This is a genomic window from Salinicola aestuarinus (assembly GCF_003206645.1).
GTDB classification, from domain to species: Bacteria; Pseudomonadota; Gammaproteobacteria; order Pseudomonadales; family Halomonadaceae; genus Salinicola; species Salinicola aestuarinus.
Map to the genome: position 1 here is coordinate 267506 of NZ_PZJP01000005.1, position 16816 is coordinate 284321.

General features: G+C 64.0%; 16 protein-coding genes. 9 read left to right on the plus strand and 7 right to left on the minus strand.

Translation table 11 applies throughout. The annotated features are described in order from the left end of the window. Nucleotides 1–37 precede the first annotated feature (37 nt). Genes DOM41_RS06680 through DOM41_RS06695 form a run of 4 tightly spaced genes read left to right on the plus strand, consistent with a single transcriptional unit; the run spans nucleotide 38 to nucleotide 5367 of the window. Nucleotides 38–475: a type 2 periplasmic-binding domain-containing protein gene (locus tag DOM41_RS06680; RefSeq protein ID WP_110686056.1), complete on the plus strand. Its 438-nt coding sequence runs from the start codon at nucleotides 38–40 to the stop codon at nucleotides 473–475. Beyond that, nucleotides 468–1676, plus strand: coding sequence for an OprO/OprP family phosphate-selective porin (locus DOM41_RS06685; protein WP_245391763.1), 1209 nt, complete (start codon nucleotides 468–470; stop codon nucleotides 1674–1676). The genes DOM41_RS06680 and DOM41_RS06685 overlap by 8 nt, the downstream gene beginning before the upstream one ends. 3 nt (nucleotides 1677–1679) lie before the next feature. Then, entirely contained in the window at nucleotides 1680–4550 is a 2871-nt protein-coding gene (locus DOM41_RS06690; protein ID WP_110686057.1) for a bifunctional diguanylate cyclase/phosphodiesterase, read from the plus strand. A 52-nt stretch (nucleotides 4551–4602) separates the two neighbouring features. After that, on the plus strand, nucleotides 4603–5367 hold the full coding sequence (locus tag DOM41_RS06695) for a PEP-CTERM/exosortase system-associated acyltransferase (RefSeq protein ID WP_157956874.1): 765 nt from the start codon (nucleotides 4603–4605) through the stop codon (nucleotides 5365–5367). Between the two features lie 109 nt (nucleotides 5368–5476). Here DOM41_RS06695 and DOM41_RS06700 read toward each other — a convergent pair whose 3' ends face one another. After that, complete coding sequence (locus DOM41_RS06700) at nucleotides 5477–6571, minus strand: tartrate dehydrogenase (RefSeq protein ID WP_110686059.1); 1095 nt, start codon at nucleotides 6569–6571, stop codon at nucleotides 5477–5479. Nucleotides 6572–6578: 7 nt separating this feature from the next. After that, a complete protein-coding gene (locus tag DOM41_RS06705) occupies nucleotides 6579–7460 on the minus strand; it encodes an alpha/beta fold hydrolase (protein ID WP_110686060.1) in 882 nt (293 codons plus the stop codon). A gap of 105 nt (nucleotides 7461–7565) precedes the next feature. On the opposite strand from DOM41_RS06705, the gene DOM41_RS06710 reads away from it, so the two are divergent. Further along, nucleotides 7566–8531 (plus strand): LysR family transcriptional regulator, encoded by a 966-nt coding sequence (locus tag DOM41_RS06710; RefSeq protein WP_110686061.1) that lies wholly within the window; start codon nucleotides 7566–7568, stop codon nucleotides 8529–8531. 129 nt (nucleotides 8532–8660) lie between these two features. Here the strand turns inward: DOM41_RS06710 and DOM41_RS06715 are convergent, their stop codons facing one another. Beyond that, entirely contained in the window at nucleotides 8661–9671 is a 1011-nt protein-coding gene (locus tag DOM41_RS06715) for an ABC transporter substrate-binding protein (protein WP_245391764.1), read from the minus strand. 75 nt (nucleotides 9672–9746) lie between these two features. Further along, a complete protein-coding gene (locus tag DOM41_RS06720) occupies nucleotides 9747–10994 on the minus strand; it encodes a TauD/TfdA family dioxygenase (protein WP_245391765.1) in 1248 nt (415 codons plus the stop codon). A gap of 207 nt (nucleotides 10995–11201) precedes the next feature. Here DOM41_RS06720 and DOM41_RS06725 point away from each other — a divergent pair, with 207 nt between their 5' ends. Beyond that, nucleotides 11202–12065 (plus strand): LysR substrate-binding domain-containing protein, encoded by an 864-nt coding sequence (locus DOM41_RS06725; protein ID WP_110686641.1) that lies wholly within the window; start codon nucleotides 11202–11204, stop codon nucleotides 12063–12065. Between the two features lie 105 nt (nucleotides 12066–12170). Then, nucleotides 12171–12635, plus strand: a complete 465-nt coding sequence (locus DOM41_RS06730) for a hypothetical protein (RefSeq protein WP_110686063.1) — start codon at nucleotides 12171–12173, stop codon at nucleotides 12633–12635. Between the two features lie 13 nt (nucleotides 12636–12648). Here the strand turns inward: DOM41_RS06730 and ltaE are convergent, their stop codons facing one another. Next, nucleotides 12649–13665 carry a low-specificity L-threonine aldolase gene (ltaE, locus tag DOM41_RS06735; protein ID WP_110686064.1) on the minus strand — a complete coding sequence of 339 codons (1017 nt, stop codon included), beginning with the start codon at nucleotides 13663–13665 and terminating at the stop codon, nucleotides 12649–12651. A gap of 79 nt (nucleotides 13666–13744) precedes the next feature. Next, a complete protein-coding gene (locus tag DOM41_RS06740; RefSeq protein WP_110686065.1) occupies nucleotides 13745–14608 on the minus strand; it encodes a sirohydrochlorin chelatase in 864 nt (287 codons plus the stop codon). A gap of 231 nt (nucleotides 14609–14839) precedes the next feature. Here DOM41_RS06740 and DOM41_RS06745 point away from each other — a divergent pair, with 231 nt between their 5' ends. Further along, nucleotides 14840–15136, plus strand: coding sequence for a YciI family protein (locus tag DOM41_RS06745; RefSeq protein WP_110686066.1), 297 nt, complete (start codon nucleotides 14840–14842; stop codon nucleotides 15134–15136). A 5-nt stretch (nucleotides 15137–15141) separates the two neighbouring features. Then, complete coding sequence (locus DOM41_RS06750) at nucleotides 15142–15486, plus strand: hypothetical protein (RefSeq protein ID WP_110686067.1); 345 nt, start codon at nucleotides 15142–15144, stop codon at nucleotides 15484–15486. A 203-nt stretch (nucleotides 15487–15689) separates the two neighbouring features. Here DOM41_RS06750 and DOM41_RS06760 read toward each other — a convergent pair whose 3' ends face one another. After that, nucleotides 15690–16175 carry a GNAT family N-acetyltransferase gene (locus tag DOM41_RS06760; RefSeq protein WP_110686069.1) on the minus strand — a complete coding sequence of 162 codons (486 nt, stop codon included), beginning with the start codon at nucleotides 16173–16175 and terminating at the stop codon, nucleotides 15690–15692. Between the last annotated feature and the right edge of the window lie 641 nt (nucleotides 16176–16816).

The window sequence follows — 16816 nt, forward strand, 5'->3', positions numbered from 1 at the left end:
CGACACGCTATGCGTCACCGCGACAGGGTCGCGGAACATGCTGAGAACGCTGACTTTTACACTGCTGCTGAGCCTGTCGCTGTCGATCGTAACCGCCTGTCGAGCCGACGACGGGCGGCAGCTGGTGGTCATCGCCAACCCTGGCATCGACCAGAGCTCGATCTCTCTGGAGACGCTCCGTGCCATCTTTGCCATGCGTCAGCGCACACTATCGAGCGGACAGCCGCTACACGTCTTCGTGCTCGGCGATGCCACGCCTCTCCACGAGGCGTTCTCCAAAAGGGTTCTCGGTGTCTATCCTCACCAGCTGAGATTGGCCTGGGAGCGCGCTGTTTTTTCCGGTACCGGGCAGGCGCCCAATCAAGTTGCGAGCGAAGCCGCGCTGATCAATGCCGTCGCCTCGACGCCGGGGGGCATTGGTTACGCCCTGCGATCCCATGTCACCGAACGACTTCAGGTGCTTGCCGTTGACTAGCCAACTTCGAATCGTCGCGACGGCGGTGGCGCTGACGTGCGCCGCCGCGGGCGCGAGCTACGCCGACCTCGCCCGTGCCCAGAGTGATGAAGGCCGGGACACGCTGCAGGTTCACGGCTTCATGAGCCAGGCGCTGGTCGTCACCGACCACAATGCGTTCTTCGGCCCGAGCGATGAAGGACTCGGCAGCCTCGAGTACACCGAACTCGGCCTCAACGTCTCAAGGCGGCTCGGCGATCGCTTTCTCGTCGCGGGTCAGGTGCTCAGTCGGGTCGCGGGAGACTACGGCGATGCCTGGAAGCCCACTCTGGATTATGGCGTCGTTGACTATCAGGCATTGACCCGCGACGACCTGGTGCTGGGCTTGCAGGTCGGTCGTTTCAAGAACCCCTTCGGATTCTACAACCAGACCCGCGACGTGCCGACGACACGCCCCAGCGTGCTGCTGCCGCAGTCAATTTATTACGACCGGAGTCGCTCGCTGGGGTTGGCGTCGGACGGCGTCAGCCTCTACGGCGAGCGCCGCCTGTCCAACGGTACGCTGTATTGGCAGGGCGGCATCGGCGTGCCGCAGATCAATGAAGATGCGGAGATCTCTCTCTCGGCCAGCCGCCCCGATCTGGAGGCCAAGCTCTCAACCATTGGCCAACTGCTCTATGCTCATGATGGTGGGCGAATCAATGTCGCGCTGAGTATGGCCCGGGTTCGCGCCGATTACCGCTCCCGATTGACGCCGTCGGCGCGGGGCGACTTCCTTTTCCAGCCCGTCATCGCGTCGTTCGAGTACAACGCCGAACACTGGAGTCTGACGTCGGAGTACGAATTTCAGACACGCAAGCTCAGCGGCTTTGAGTATTCGCGCGCCAACCGATCGACCGACGGCGAGAGCCTCTATGTCCAGTACCAGTATCGTATTACCCCGCGTTGGCAATGGCTGCTGCGCTACGACTACACGGTCAGCGAGCGTGACGATCGAGACGGTAGGCGCTTCGCGGCGACGGGGCTGGGACCCAGCCATACCCGTTTTGCGAGAGACCTCACAACGGGGGTTCAGTGGCGTATCACCCCTCGCTGGAGCGCTCAGGCCGAGTGGCACTACATCGATGGCACCGCCTGGCTGCCACGCCAGGACAACCCGGACGACGAGGAGACTGATCGATACTGGAACCTGGTGCTCTTCCAAACCGCTTACAGTTTCTGATTCATGATCGGTCGCGAGCAGCCCTATCGGCTCAGCCTGAAATGGCGCGCCTTCGTGCTCACCAGTCTGGTGCTGGTGGCGCTGGCGGCTTCCATCGCCTGGATCAGCTACGCCAATCTGACGAGTCAGTTCGACGCCCGCCAGCGCGCCGGGCAGGAAAACCAGCGTCAGCTGTTGGCCAGTGCGCTGGAGAGTTCGGCCAAGGAGCTCAGTCAGCTCGCCGCCATCATTGCTGCGTCGGAGAGTCTCGAGGAGGCGCTTGGCGATGGCGACCCGGAGACGGTCGCGCAGGCCCTGCAAACCCAGTGGCCCACGCTGCAGCTCAATGCCGGCATCGAAGAGATGCAGATTTTCGATGTCGACGGCGAGCGCCTGGCCCGCTACGGCAGCGAGCAGATCGAGTCTGCCAACGCCGGCTGGCAGCAGTGGGTCGCCAACATCATCGACAGCGAGCGCCCGGACGCGCGCACGGTCTGCCTAACGAGCTGTCGGCAGTACGTCGCGGTACCGATTCTGGTCGCCGGTGGCAGCGCCGGGGTGCTCGTGGCCTCACGTTCTCTGGTCGACGTACTGGACTACTTCCAGCGAAGCTCCGGCAATGATATTGCGTTGTTGACTCGCGACACGCGGGCGCAGAACGCTCCCCAGGGCGCATCACGCCGCGGAGAGGCGCTCAATGTCATGCCTGCCAACCGGACGATTCCCGCGTGGAACGCGCAGGCACTGGCCCTGACCCATCAGGGGGATGTGCTGCCGCTTCTTGCCGAACTCGCCGAACGCCGTTCACTCGAGGCGCTGGTTGGCTCACCGGCACGAATCGAGCGCGACGAGCGCGATTTCGAAGCTATCGCCATGCCGCTCGAGGGCAATCAGCGCGCCAACCTCAACCGCCAGGGTTTTTTCGTCTCGCTTGAAGACGTCACGCGGCAACTTGGCGCCATCAAGCGCACGATTCGAATGGTACTGCTGGCGAGCCTGGTTGGCTGGCTCGTGGCAGAAACCCTGCTGCTGTCTATCCTCTGGCGCCCGGTGCGGCGCATCCGACTGTTGAGCCGCTACCTCCCCGGGCTTGCCAGCGGTGACTTTGAGCGCTTTCGTGACCGGATTGCTCGCAGCTCGCGTCAGCCGGCGCGTGACGAAATCGACGTGCTCGCCGACACCACCGTCGAGCTCTCCTATCAGCTCGAGGCCCTGGAGCAGGAAGTCACCGCTCGTGGGAAGGTGCTTGAGCGACAGGTCAGCGAACTCGAGCGTGAACGCGATCTCGTCAGCGCACTGATGGATTCCGCCGAGGCGTTGGTGGTCGTTCACGACGCCGAGGATCGGGTGCTACTCGCTAACCGCCACGCCCTGCGCATGATCGGCGTCGAGTCACTCGACGGTGAATCGTTCCGGCAATACTTTCTGGAACGTGAGGCGTCGGTGTTGGAGGTGGTCAGTTGTGATGGCCAGCGGGAGAGCGATCTGATCACCGGCGACGGTCAGCGCCGTGCCATTGCCTGGTATCACTCCAGGCTCAAGGCATGGTCGGATGAGGTGCCCGCGGTGGTCTCGGTCGGTATCGACATTACCGAGCGCAAGACGGCAGAGATGCGTCTGGCCTGGCTCGCCCATCGCGACCCGCTGACCGAGCTCTACAACCGTCGCTACTTTGAAGAAACGCTGGCGGGAGCGGTGGTCTCCGGAGCGCAGGGCGCGATGCTCTATCTCGACCTCGACCGGTTCCGCGAAGTCAACGAACTCGGCGGCCATTCCATGGGCGACCAGCTCCTGATGCGAGTCGCCGAGGTGTTTCGCCGTCAGCTTGGCCAGATGGGGACCGTGGCGCGGTTGGGGGGCGATGAGTTTGCCGTACTCATGGAGCGGGCGGAGGCCGATCAGGCGGTCATCCTGGCCCAGAAGATCGTCGCCGCGCTCACCGAGGTCACCCTCGAGGTCGAGGGGCAGCGCTATCGGGCGGCGGCGAGTATCGGCATCGCGCTGTATCCCGACCACGGCGGCACACCCAAGGAGCTGATGGCGAGCGCTGACTTCGCGATGTATCGGGCCAAGGCCAACGCCGAGCAGCGCTGGCATCTGCTCACGTCTCGCGTCGATCGCCATGCACTGCAGGAGCGCATGGTCTGGGAGGAAAAGATTCGCAAGGCGCTTGCCGAGGACGGCTTTCAGCTCTGGCAGCAGCCCATCATGCGCCTTGCCGATCAGGTCGTGACGCACCATGAAGTGCTGCTGCGCCTGCCCGATCCGGTCACCGGCGAGATCGCCTCGCCCGGCTGGTTCATCTCCATCGCCGAAAGCAGCGGTCAGATCGTCGCGCTGGACCGCTGGGTACTGAGACAGACGCTGCTGCACATGCGTCGCGTCGGTGACGATAGCCGCTTCGCCGTCAACCTCTCCGGCCAGTCGCTTCGCGACGAGAAACTCACCGAATTTCTCCGCAACGAGCTCGATGCTCATGGTATCGACGCGCGCCGTCTGATCCTGGAAATCACCGAGACCGCCGCTGTCACGGATTTTTCAACGGCGCGCTATATTCTGCAGGGGCTGCGCAGTCTCGGCTGCCGCGTGGCGCTCGACGACTTCGGGGTCGGATTCAGCAGTTTCTACTATCTCGACCAGCTACCGGCGGACTACATCAAGATCGACGGCTCGTTCATTCAGGACTTGCCCGAGAACCGCCGCAGCCAGATGATCGTCAAGGCGATCGTCGAAATCGCCCGCGGTCTCGGCAAGTCGACGGTGGCAGAGTTCGTCGATCGTGCAGAGATCGTCGATATGCTGCGAACCTATGGTGTGAACTACGCGCAGGGCTACTGGATCGGGCGGCCTGCCCCCATCGATGCATCGAGGGAGTCGACCGGTCCCGTGCGCTGACGCGGATCAGGAAAAATCAACAACAAACGACAGAACGACCCAGGGAACAAGAATGCCAATACAAGAGAGGTTCTGGGACCACTTCGAGTTTGCGCTGGCGCTGACGCCAGCCCAGAAGAACGAGGTCTATGCGCTCCGTTATCGTGTCTATACCGGAGAATTCGGCCATCGGATGCCGGGCGCGCCCGAGCAGGCGCTGGAGTTCGATGATTTCGACACCTCGGCGTTGCACTGTTTCATTCGCCATCGGGACTCAGGCGAGGCGGTCGCCTGCATCCGCATCGTCTCTCCCGGCAGCGCTGAGCCTGGCCTTGGTGCGCTGCCGGTCGAAAATCTCGCCGACGGTTTTTTTTCTCATCCGGAGCTCGTACCCGACAAGCTCCCTCGCGAGACGATCTGCGAAGTCTCCCGCGCCGCCATTCTTGGCAAGTATCGCAAGCGTTCCGGCAGTGACTGCGCCGAAGCGGACAGCACGGCCGAGCGCGAGGCGGCACGGGTCGCCTCGCTACTCGGCGGCGCGGTCTACTTCGCCTCCACGGTCATGATCGAGCTCATCGAGCGCCGCCACGCCTTCGCCCTGATGGAACCGCGGCTGGCCCGACTGCTCAGTCGTTTCGGTTTGCGCTTTGAACGGGTGGGGGAACTGCAGTCGTTCAACGGCGTGCGGGCGGCCTATTACATCGATCAGCGCCAGGCGCGCGAGAGCCTCAAGCCTTCACTGCAAAGCTTCTATCAGCGGATCTCGGATACCTTGCGTGAGCAGTTCGCCGCGACGCGCAGCGAGGTACGTTCCGCGCCGGCGCTGACGTCGGCTTGACCGGCAGGCGCGTCCCTCGATGACCCCGCAGACGGCGACGGCGCAAGCCGCCGCCGTCTGGCGTTAGGGCATTACCCGGGTAGTGTGCTGGCGGTGCGGGTGATCGCGTTCAGCGGCTCGACGCCTCGAGCGCCTCGACGATGGCGCGGCCGAGCGTTTCCGTGGTGCCCTGGCCCTTGAGATCCGGGGTCAGCACCGAGCTGTCACGGGAAGCCAGCACCGACTCGATTGCCGTCACCATTGCGGCGCCCGCGTCGTCGTAACCCAGGTGCTCCAGCATCATCGCGCCGCACCAGATCTGGCCGATGGGATTGGCGATGCCCTTGCCGGCGATATCCGGCGCGCTGCCGTGGACCGGTTCGAACAGGCTGGGGAACTTGCCCTCGGGATTGATGTTGGCCGACGGCGCAACGCCGATGGTGCCGGTGCACGCCGGGCCCAGGTCGGAGAGGATGTCGCCGAAGAGATTGCTGGCGACGACGACATCGAACCAGTCCGGATGGAGCACGAAGTTGGCGGTCAGAATGTCGATGTGGAACTGGTCCACGCTCACGTCCGGGTAGCTCCCGGCCATCGCTTTCACCCGCTCATCCCAGTACGGCATGGTGATGGAGATGCCGTTGGACTTGGTCGCCGAGGTGAGCTTGCGGCGCGGCCGGGTCTGGGCGAGATCGAAGGCATATTTCAGCACGCGGTCGACCCCGGTGCGGGTCATCACCGTTTCCTGCATCACGGTTTCCCGCTCGGTGCCCTCGAAGATCTTGCCGCCGATGCTCGAATACTCTCCCTCGGTATTCTCGCGCACCACGTAGAAGTCGATGTCGCCGGGCTCCCGGTCGGCCAGCGGGCTCTTGATGCCCGGCATCAGCCGGCAGGGGCGGAGATTGACGTACTGGTCAAAGTGGCGCCGAAACTGCAGTAGCGACCCCCACAGCGAGACATGATCCGGCACCTTGTCGGGCCAGCCCACCGCGCCATAGTAGATCGCATCGAAACCGGAGAGCGTCTCGAACCAATCGTCCGGCAGCATCTTGCCGTGCTCGAGATAGTAGTCGCAGCTACCGAACTCGAAGGTCTCGAATTCGAGCGGAATGTCGAAGCGCCTGGCGGTGGCCTCGAGCGCGCGCAGGCCTTCGGGAATCACTTCGGTGCCGATGCCGTCGCCGGCGATGACGGCGATTCTGTGGGTCTTGTTGTGGGCCATGGTTGGCTTACCTCATGAAGTCGATCAAGTGCTGGAAGACCGCATCCGGTGCTTCCTCGGGAAGATAGTGGCCGCAGGGCAAAGAGTGGCCCTCGACGCTGTCGCGGGAAACCGCTCGCCAGGCGGCGAGCGCATCGAAACAGCGCTCGATGGTGCCGTGCTCGCCCCACCACACGGCCAGCGGGACCTGAAGATGTTGGCCGGCATCGCGGTCGGCGCGATCGTGGGTGAGATCGATGGTGCGCGAAGCGCGGTAGTCCTCGCAGAGCCCATGCGCCGCGCCGGGCAGCGCCAGACAGCGCTGATACTCGGCGATGGCTCGGGGATCGAATGGCCCCAGGCCGGCATGCCGGCTGCCCATGATGCGGGTGACGTAGTCGGCGGGTGACGCCTCGATCCAGGATTCCGGTAGCGGTGCCGGCTGGATCAGGAAGAACCAGTGCCAGTAGGCGGTGGCGAAGGTGAGGTCGGTGGCCTCGTACATCGCCAGCGTGGGCGCAATATCCAGCACCACAAGTCTGTCCACGCGGTCGGCATGATCCAGTGCCAGGCGATGGGCGACGCGACCGCCCCGGTCGTGGCCGCAGAGGAAAAAGTGCTCGAACCCCAGCGTCTGCATGACGGCTACCTGGTCCGCCGCCATCCGGCGTTTGCTGTAGTTGGCGTGATCGGGGTCACCCACCGGCTTGCTCGAATCGCCGTAGCCGCGCAGATCGGTCGCGATCACCGTGTAGTGCCGAGCCAACGCCGGCGCGAGCCGGTGCCAGATGACATGAGTCTGGGGATGCCCGTGCAACAGCAGCAGTGCCGGGCCCTCACCGCCGATGACGCCATGAATGACAACGTCGTCGTCAACGCGGATAGCGAAGTCGCGAAATCCATCGAACATACGCAGGCTCCTGCGCCGAGGTCAGTCGTCTCAGTGTAGTGCCTGACCCGGCGAGGATAATCCGGGTAAAATCGAACCGACTGTTGCGTCAGAGTGGAGAGTTCAATGTCGGCGATGGATGACCTGGCGTTCTTTCAGTGTATCGCTCAGGCAGGCAGCCTCACCGGCGCCGCCCGCGAGCTCGGGCTATCGCTGTCGGCGGTGAGCAAGCGGCTGCAGCAGCTGGAGACGCGGCTGGGGGTTTCCCTGGCGGCGCGGACGACGCGGCGGCTGGCGCTGACCGCAGAAGGTGAGCACTACCTGCAGCGGGGCGCGCTGATCCTCGACGATCTGGGCGACCTGGAGAACGCGTTGCGCGATCAGGGACGTGCGCTTTCGGGGCGATTGCGAATCAACGCCACGTTCGGCTTCGGTCGGCGTCACGTCGCACCGCTGATCTCCCGCTTTGCCGACCTCCATCCCCAGCTGGAGCTGCTGCTGGAGCTGACCAGTTTTCCGGTAGGGCTCGACGCTCAGGGGTTCGACGTCAACATCCGCGTCGGCGAGCCACCGGATGCACGGTGGATCGCGAAACGCCTGCTCCCCAACCGCCGCGTCCTCTGCGCGGCACCGGCCTACCTCGCGACGGCGCCGCCGCTCGAGCGGCTGGAGGATCTGGTGAATCATGGCTGTCTGATCGTGCGCGAAAACGATACCGACTATTCGCTGTGGCGGTTCGAGGCGACCGACGACCCCGCCGTCCAGCGCCATGTTCGCGTCGACGGCCGGCTGGCCAGTAACGACGCCGAGGCGATGACGCGAATGGCGTTGGACGGGCACGGGGTGCTGCTGCGTTCCTGGTGGGATGTTCACGATCATCTGGCCAATGGCGATCTGGTCAGGCTGCTGCCGCAATGGCAGGGCGTGCGGGCAGACTTCCATCTGCTCTACAGCGAGCGGGCGCGTAACAGTGCCAGGGTGCGTCATTTCGTCGATTTCATGGCCGCGGAGATGGCCGGGCGGGTGCCCGAACTGCCCGAAACGCCAAACGACAGGCAAAAAAATGCCCACCAGGGGATGGTGGGCAAGTAAGGGATCATTCAAGGGAACACTTACTCAGAGTTGCCCTGCAAAAGTTAGTTCCCAGCGGTTTCAAAAAAATGCCGCTTATTTTGTAACGAAATTTTGCTACGCCAACGGCGCCGGCAATCGTCCTTGCCGTCAGAGCGAAAGGGCGTCTCGTACCGCCGGCCAGGCGGGGTCGCCGTCGCGGGTCGTCACGCCTTCCAGCATCGCTTCGATGCGCGCGGGATGCGATTCGATCCAGGCGCTCGCCACCTCTTCGAATCCGCGACTTTCCTGACCGTACTGCTGAATCATCCAGCTCTGCTCCTCGGCGGAGAAACTGAACTGGTCGAACAGACTGACCAGATTGGGGTTGGCCTCGGCGTAGTCGCTCGCGATCAGAGTGCGGACGTCGCTTTCGCCATTGCCTTCACCAAAGAGGTTCTTGTCATCCTCGAGATAGCGCATCGGCAGCTCGAGGTTCATCCAGTGCGGGGTCCAGCCGACCCAGACGATGGGATCCTGGTTCGTGATCGCGCTCTTCGCGGCGCTCAGCATGCCCACGGTGCTGGTATCCACCAGCGTCCAGTCGCCCAGGCCCCAGGTATCGGCGGTGATCGCCTCGTTGAGAATCTCGCTGGCCGCCGAGCCGGCGCCAAAGCCGTAGATCTCGCCGTCGAAGGCGTCGCGGTTGGCGTCGAGATCGGCGAATGAGGTGACGCCGTCTTCATAGACGTAGTCCGGCACTGCCAGCGTCATCTGGGCCCCGGTGACGTTGGTCGCCAGTCGCTGAATGCTGCCGTCGGCCTCGAGCGGTTCGAGCATGGGATTCTGCGCCGGCAGCCAGGCGCCGAGGAAGAGGTCCACGTCGCCCGTCGTCATTCCCTGGTAGATCACCTGCAGGCCGATCTCGCGAGTCTCGACGGTGTAGCCCAGCGGTTCGAGCAGCTGGCTGGCGATCTCGGTCTTGACGGTGATCCCCGGCCAGGCCGGCACGCCGAAGACCACCTCGTCGTCCGCCGCGACGGCTGGCGAAGCGAACACAAGCCCGGCGCCGAGACCGGCGCCCAGTGCGAGGGCGAGACGAAGGGTCCCGGCGCGGGAGCGTGTCAGCCTGCCGGCCCGTGTGTGCGCTGTCGTGGAAAGTGCTTGCGATGACATTGGCATTGTTGTGATTTCCCGTTCCCGTTGTGAATTGTTGTCGACGTGACGTCGTCGTCCGGTGGCGTCGGCGGGTGACGCCTAGCGGGAGAGCACCCGCAGGTGAGACTCCAGCATGTCCCGGTCGAGGTAGAGACCCTGGAGATGGCGCTTGCCGGTGTTGGGGTCGAAGGCGTTGCGACCGTGCAGGACACGGCGATTGTCGAACGCCACCATCTGGCCCGGCGCCAGGGTCAATTCGACCCGGCGCGCCGGGTCGCGAAGCTCCTGCCAGAACTCGCGATAGGCCGCATACCACGCCTCGATGACGTCGGCGGGCAAGCTCAGCGTGTCACGAATCCAGTTGTTGAAACGAATCTCCCGCGGACGACCGTCGGCATCGAGATCGATGATCGGCTCACGAACCGCAATGTCGTGGCCCTCGTCCTGAAAGCGAAAGTCGATCGGCGTTCTGGCGAGAATCTGGAACGCTTCCGGCGCCCGTAGACGCAGTGCCTCGGCGGCCGCAAAGCCGTCGGTGAAGCTGGATTCTCCCCCCTGGGCCGCATTCTCCAGGCAGTAGAGCAGCTGGATATCCGGCGGCTGGCGCCAGTTGGGCAGGTCGGTATGCAGCTCCAGCCCGATGGCGGTGTAGGCGGCGTTGTTGGGATTGGGCTTGGACTGCACGTCGAAGCGCCCGCCGAAGTTGGTCGAACGCATCGGCCCGATCCGCTCGGCAATGCGCGAAACGGTCTCGAGTTCCCGCGGGCCGTCGTCGAGCAGCGCCAGACCGTCGCGCAGCACCGCCGTGACCCAGCGGGTGCGCCCGGCATCGGTCTCGGCGAAATCGGCATGCGCCACGTGCTCGGGGCGAAAGCCCTCGCACCAGGGCCGCGCCGGCGGCAGCAGCGATTCGAGTTCATGGCCCGGGCGGCGCTGGTGCAGCCAGCCCGCATCGAAGCGCGAGACATGGCCGTCGGCCCAGACGAGCGTCAGGCGGTCGGCGGCGACGTCGATCTGCGCCACGGCGTCGCCGCGATCCAGAGACGCCCAGAGAGGATCGTCCATCAGCTTGTAGAGGCGCTCCCGGGTCATCGGGTGCCGGCACGCGGCGCAAGCGCAGTGATCGCGCAGCCACATCAGCGGAAACTCGCCGGTATCGCCGTTGGCCCAGCGCAGCGAGAGGCGCCGGCCCTGCGGCTCGGCGGCGATCAGATCGCTGTCCGGTGTGGCCTCACCGCGGCGGTAACGACGCAACTCCGCCATCTCCACAGCGGTATCGTCCGTGGGTTCGCCGAACGGTCCGTTATCGTGGGCAGGGGCTTTTTCGGGTGCGTCGATCGCTGACATGCAGACTCCTCCGCGATGGCCGTGCCATCCTGATGACGAGTGGTTGAATACCCGTTCAGGATGCGCCTGCCTGATTTTCTTCACAAACGATCGATTTGGCCGCTAAGGCCAAGCTCAGCTAATGTCTAACTTTTCTTCACGGTGAAGCGGCGTCCGCGCGCTGCGCCTGCCGTCGCCGCCTTGGCCACCATCCGATGAGGAGTGTCGATCATGAGCCTGCCACCGGTACTGTGGCTTCAGGCGTTCGAATCCGCCGCGCGAACGCTCAGCTTCACCGAAGCGGGGCGCGAACTCGGCGTCACCCAGTCGGCGATCAGTCAGCGCATTCGACTGCTGGAAGATCGCGTGGGGCAGCCACTGTTCGCCCGCTATCCACGAAGCCTGGCACTGACGCCGGCGGGGCAGGCGTGGCTGCCGAGCGTGCAGGAGGCGTTCCGGCGACTCGCCGAGGGCACCGCCGAAGTTTTCGGTCCCAGCCCCGACGCCCCGATCACCCTGCGCGCCACCCCGGCGATGCAGCAGACCTGGCTGGCCCCGAGACTGCTGCGATTTCAACAGGTGCGCCCGGACATCACACTGCGACTGGTCAGCGCCATCTGGGCGGATGATTTCGGCGTCGAGGGGGCGGATCTGGAAGTTCGCTACGGTCGCGGGGAGTGGGACGACGTGGTCGCTCACGGTCTCGGCGAGGAGCGACTGTTGCCGGTCTGCAGTGCGGCGATGGCCAGGACACTCAAGCGCCCCGCGGATCTCGCCGGGCAGACGCTGCTGCACGCCGCCGGGTTCGACGCCGGCTGGCCGCGCTGGCTCGCCGAGGCCGGCGTTGCCGGGCTGGAGAACCGCTGCCGGGCGATGATCTGCGATACCCACGTCACCACGCTCGCCATGGCCGGTTACGGCGGCGGCGTGGCGCTCTCCCACCGCCGACTGCTGGAGGCCAGCCGCGATCTGGTCGCGCCGTTCGCCCTCGACATGGGCACCGACGAGGCGTTCTGGCTGGTGCGACCGGCCAATCGCCAGATGCGCGAACCCGCGGCAGCCCTGTGGGAGTGGCTGGCCAACGACCGATGAATCGAGCAGAGAGCGTGGAAGTTTCGCGGTATCACGGCCGATAGAGGGGGATGCGCTAGGCTGAGACCAGAGCGAGTCAAAGAGCGAACGACAGGAGATCACGCCATGACCCACGCGACGAACCGAGGCATCACCCGTGTCGCGGCCCGGTATCTGCCGGCCGGCCGCGCCGTGCTGGCGGCGCTCGTGCTAGCGCTGGCGGGGGCCTCGGTTGCCACCCCCGCGCTCGCCGACCGCGTGTTCGTGGTCGACCCGCAGAGCGGCAAGCGCCACTATCTGCCGGATCATAACGGCGACGGTCGCGCCGACTACGTGCCGCGGCATCTGGAGCTCAACGTCAATCCGGGGCTGGTGCAGCGCGAGTACCGAGAGCGCGACCGTGAGCGCTCCAGCGGCGGCACCATCTGCCACGGCGACGATGGCGGCACGACCGTCTCGACGGCGAAACGCGCCTGCGATCCCGGTGCGCCCGCCGGCGATGCCATCCGCTCCCGGTCGCGCTCGACCACCTCCACCACCACCGGCGGCGCAACGCAGCCCTCGCGCAGTTCCAACACCCAGCTCGATTGACACCTCGGCCGGCTCAGGCCGCCCGGGCGAAGTACTCGCGCATCGCCTCGATCACCTGCTCGATCTGCGCCTCGGACACATCGCGGTGGGTGACGAACCGGGGGGCGTAGAGCGCCCCCACCAGGATCTCCCGCTCGCGCAGCCAGGCGTGAAGATGCGCCGGGTCGAGACCTTCACGCGCGAACCGCACGAACACCATGTTGGTCGCCCGGCGCGTCACCGTGATGCCGTCGATCCCATCCAGCCCCTCGGCCAGTCGCGCCGCCTTGGCGTGGTCCTGCGTCAGTGTAGGGAGGTGGTGCTCGAGGGCGTACTCGCACGCCGCGGCAAGCATCCCCACCTGGCGCATGCCGCCGCCGACCACCTTGCGCCAGCGTCGCGCGGTGTCGATGAACGCCTCAGGCCCCACCAGTACCGTGCCCGCCGGCGCCCCCAACCCCTTGGAACAGCAGATCGAGACCGTATCGAACGGCGCGCAGAGCGAGGCCAGGCTCGCGCCACTGGCGGCTGCGGCATTGCCGAGTCGCGCGCCGTCGAGGTGTGTCGCCAGTCCGTGGCGACGGGCCAGCGCCGTCGCCTCGGCCACGTAGTCGGCGTCCAGCACCTCACCGTGGAAGGTGTTCTCCAGCGCCAGCAGCCGGGTGCGGGCGAAGTGCGGGTCGATCGGTTTGACCGCCGCCTCGATCTTCTCGAGCGGCAGGCGGCCGTCGGCCTCGTTGTCGATCGGTTGGGGCTGGATACCCCCGAGCACCGCCGCGCCGCCGCCTTCCATGCGGTAGGTGTGCGCCTGCTGGCCGACGATGTATTCATCGCCGCGCTGGCAGTGGCTGATCAGTGCCACCAGATTGCTCTGCGTGCCGGTGGGGAAGAACAGCGCCGCCGCCTTGCCGGTGCGCTCAGCAACGTATTGCTGCAGGCGGATGACGCTCGGGTCGTCGCCCCAGACATCGTCACCCAGCGGGGCATCGCCCATCACGCGCTGCATCTCGGCGCTGGGGCGGGTCACGGTGTCACTGCGTAGATCGATCATGATAGAACCTTCAAGAGTGTTAAGGACGTCGCTCGACACGCCGATTATTCAGCGTTCGGCGGGCTGTGGCGGGGAGAGCTCAGGGGGGCGGTGACGCGGCAGGGCACGCCATCAGCAGTGGCCCGCCGGCGAGCGCTTGCTGCAAGCGCGTGGCGAGAATCTCGACGATGGCATCGTTTTCGCCCACCAGCCGTGTCGGTTCGACGGTGAGCCCGGGGCTGTTCGCCATCGCCTGGGTGCAGATCTCGGCGATATCGCCGCCAACACCTGCGTGGCGGCCCGGGGAGAGAAACAGCATCGAGAGAATCACGTGGCTCTTAGCCAGCGCGGGGGAGGCCAGCAGGCCTTCGAGCAGCGGTTCGTTGAAGCGGTATGCCTCGCCGTCGCGGCGCTCCATCGAGGCGAAGGTCACGCAGTCGGCCTCATCGGCGAGCAGCGCGCTCAACTGCCCGGCGAGATAGTTGCGCACCGCCGTCACCTCGGGGATCGGGCTGCCGTGGTCCACCAGCACGACCTTCGGTCGCGTCTGGCCGGTGATGCGCTCGCGCACGTTCTGGGCCAGTAGCTTTGCCAGGCGCAGGTCCGGCGGCAGGCGTGTGTCGACCAGCGGCGGGGCGACCTGGATCGAAAGCTGCGGGTAGCTGGCCTGAACCTCGGCCAGACGCTCCGGCAGGTAGCGGGTCAGCGCCTGGCTCGGGCCGAAGAAGAACGGCAGGATCACCAGCTCGGTCATGCCCGCGGCGGCGTAGCGCTCCGCCAGCGGTCCCACCGAAACGGCTTTCTGGCCGTCCAGTTGCTCCGGCGGAATCTTGAACGAGTGCAGCAGCGAGGCGGCCTCGATCGTCTCGCCGCTGGCCTGGCTCAAGGCCTCGGCGAGCCGACGCAGGTTGCGCGTTGCGGCAGGGCGCAGAGAGCCGTTGTCGACGAGCAGAATCTTTCGCATGGGACCTCGCAGTGGGCGCGGCAGGGGCATAGGGAGAGGGCGCGCGGATAAGAACCCTGTTCGATGCTTTGCCAAAGCACGAACCCAACGCCGCCCAGCATACCCGAGCGCGAGCGGCCGGCAGAACCGACGCGCCGGGCCGGCGGATGCAGACTGTCGGTTTGTTCCCGTCGAACGGTTGTCGCATCATGCCGACTCTATCCGGTAGCGAACGAACGACGGGAGCTTGGCATGACACAGTACGCCGTGGTGGCTTACGACTATACCGATGACGACGCCCTCCAGCGCCGGCTCGACCAGCGCGAGGCGCATCTGGAAGGGATCCGCGCGCTGGCAAGCGAAGGGAAGTTTCTCAGCGGCGGCGCCATTCTCGACGGCGAGGGCCGGATGATCGGCTCCAACGCCCACTTCTGCTTTGACGACCAGGTAGAGCTGGAGAACTGGCTCGAGACCGAGCCCTACATGACGGGTCTCGTCTGGGAACACGTCGAAATCCGCGAAGTGAAACTGTTCGATCCGACGGCCTGAGCCCGATGACCCTCGATCCCGCACTACCGCCTCGCGTCCGCCACATTCTCGAGACTGCCCCTCGCGAGGCGCTGCCGATCACCTATCAACAGCTCGCTGAGGCGTTGGGCCTGCAGCCGCCGCGCACCATCCAGCGCGTCGCCCAGGCGCTGGAAACCCTGATGCGTGAAGACGCCGAGCAGAACCGTGCCTTCATCGCCGCGCTGGTCGTCAGCCGCCGCGGGGAAGGGCTCCCAGCGCAGGGCTTTTTCGACCTTGCAGCGGAATTGGGGCGATTTCCTGCCGACCCGGCGCTTCAGGCTGAGGCGTGGCGGGATGAGTTTGAGCGGGTGTTGGCCGTTATCAGTTAGGTGTCCTTGGATAGCTCTATGGTAAGCGAAATAGTCATTTATCAAATCCGGCCTCGGCCCAGAGCGGACTTTGAGTAGTGTCGATATAACGCCCTGTTAAGGTGTGAGCAACGCAATACCCATGCCGCCGCATACCACCTTAATCACCAAATTCAACGCGTAGTAGAAATGCCATGCGTTGCGAAACACTCTTAAACAGTTTGCTAGGTATTTGCCAAAGTACTGATTTTATTATTTAATTCCCAGTACTCTAATGACTCGGCATCACTATCCACAACAATATTTTTATAAATAAATCCATTTTTTTGAACAACGTTAATCGACGCAAAGTTCTCAGAAGAGATTGATGCAAAGACAACTTCGACCAAACCAGATTCAAAAGCAATTTGGCAAAGTTTGTTAACTGCTAAAGTTGCAATGCCTTTACCTTGATGACCAAAAGCTACGTTGTAGCCGATTTCAACTCGGCCGTCGTTCGGTGGATTCTTGAAACCACAACTGCCAATTAACTGGTCATTTGACTTCATAAAGTATGGTAAAGACCAAGCTTCACGTATCGAGTCACGATAATGATTAAGAGAGCGCTCTAAAACATGATTTGGAGGCACTTCATCGATCATATACTTGAGATCTGATCGACCATCACGCAACATTTTTAGCTCATTTTTATTTAGCTGAATGAGCTCCATAATTTCCTTATGCCTAACGCATAGCAAAGCGGCGGCACGTCAGGGACGTCCGGCGGCCGTAGGCCGCGAACTGCTGCGAATTGTTAGGAGATTTGCGCACGAGCAAGGCTCCCGTTATGTTGAATGCACCACTCACTCACCGTTTTGGCGCAGTTCAGCATTGCCTCTGGAGGATAATGCCGCACTGCATTTCCGTAACGTATCTCGTTCGGATAAACAGAGCCGCCCGACAGCTCTGACGCAAGTAATGTCCCTACTGTGCCATTTGCGGTCTCTGGCACCACCATTTTCGACCTAATGCAAGAAGCCCTTTTGCCTGTTGAGGCAACAGTGCATGAACTGACCTCAGCCAGTAGCCGAGATAGGTCGTGGGACAACTTCTTCAACTCTTTTGATGAGTAGCCAGAGCGTTTGAGAAGAGCTTTTAGGCTAATTTCACAAGACAAACAGCTCAAATACAGAACAGTTCGGCCAGCTTCATCCTTTTCGGCTCCGTCACGGGACATCGTTTTTGCTGCCTCGATGAGCCTCTTGGCGAACTCAAAGCTATAAAGCACAGTTCATCTCCAAACGCCCGCAGCACGTGCGGCTTTGTAGTGAAGGCGAAGCCGCAACGGAAAAGCCGTCGCTGTGCCTGCGTT

Coding starts and splice junctions, on each gene's coding strand:
- DOM41_RS06710 (WP_110686061.1), top strand. CDS start 7,566: ATGTCGGCGATGGATGACCTGGCGTTCTTTCAGTGTATCGCTCAGGCA.
- DOM41_RS06690 (WP_110686057.1), top strand. CDS start 1,680: ATGATCGGTCGCGAGCAGCCCTATCGGCTCAGCCTGAAATGGCGCGCC.
- DOM41_RS06730 (WP_110686063.1), top strand. CDS start 12,171: ATGACCCACGCGACGAACCGAGGCATCACCCGTGTCGCGGCCCGGTAT.
- ltaE (WP_110686064.1), bottom strand. CDS start 13,665: ATGATCGATCTACGCAGTGACACCGTGACCCGCCCCAGCGCCGAGATG.
- DOM41_RS06745 (WP_110686066.1), top strand. CDS start 14,840: ATGACACAGTACGCCGTGGTGGCTTACGACTATACCGATGACGACGCC.
- DOM41_RS06750 (WP_110686067.1), top strand. CDS start 15,142: ATGACCCTCGATCCCGCACTACCGCCTCGCGTCCGCCACATTCTCGAG.
- DOM41_RS06720 (WP_245391765.1), bottom strand. CDS start 10,994: ATGTCAGCGATCGACGCACCCGAAAAAGCCCCTGCCCACGATAACGGA.
- DOM41_RS06695 (WP_157956874.1), top strand. CDS start 4,603: ATGCCAATACAAGAGAGGTTCTGGGACCACTTCGAGTTTGCGCTGGCG.
- DOM41_RS06760 (WP_110686069.1), bottom strand. CDS start 16,175: ATGGAGCTCATTCAGCTAAATAAAAATGAGCTAAAAATGTTGCGTGAT.
- DOM41_RS06715 (WP_245391764.1), bottom strand. CDS start 9,671: ATGCCAATGTCATCGCAAGCACTTTCCACGACAGCGCACACACGGGCC.
- DOM41_RS06700 (WP_110686059.1), bottom strand. CDS start 6,571: ATGGCCCACAACAAGACCCACAGAATCGCCGTCATCGCCGGCGACGGC.
- DOM41_RS06680 (WP_110686056.1), top strand. CDS start 38: ATGCTGAGAACGCTGACTTTTACACTGCTGCTGAGCCTGTCGCTGTCG.
- DOM41_RS06705 (WP_110686060.1), bottom strand. CDS start 7,460: ATGTTCGATGGATTTCGCGACTTCGCTATCCGCGTTGACGACGACGTT.
- DOM41_RS06740 (WP_110686065.1), bottom strand. CDS start 14,608: ATGCGAAAGATTCTGCTCGTCGACAACGGCTCTCTGCGCCCTGCCGCA.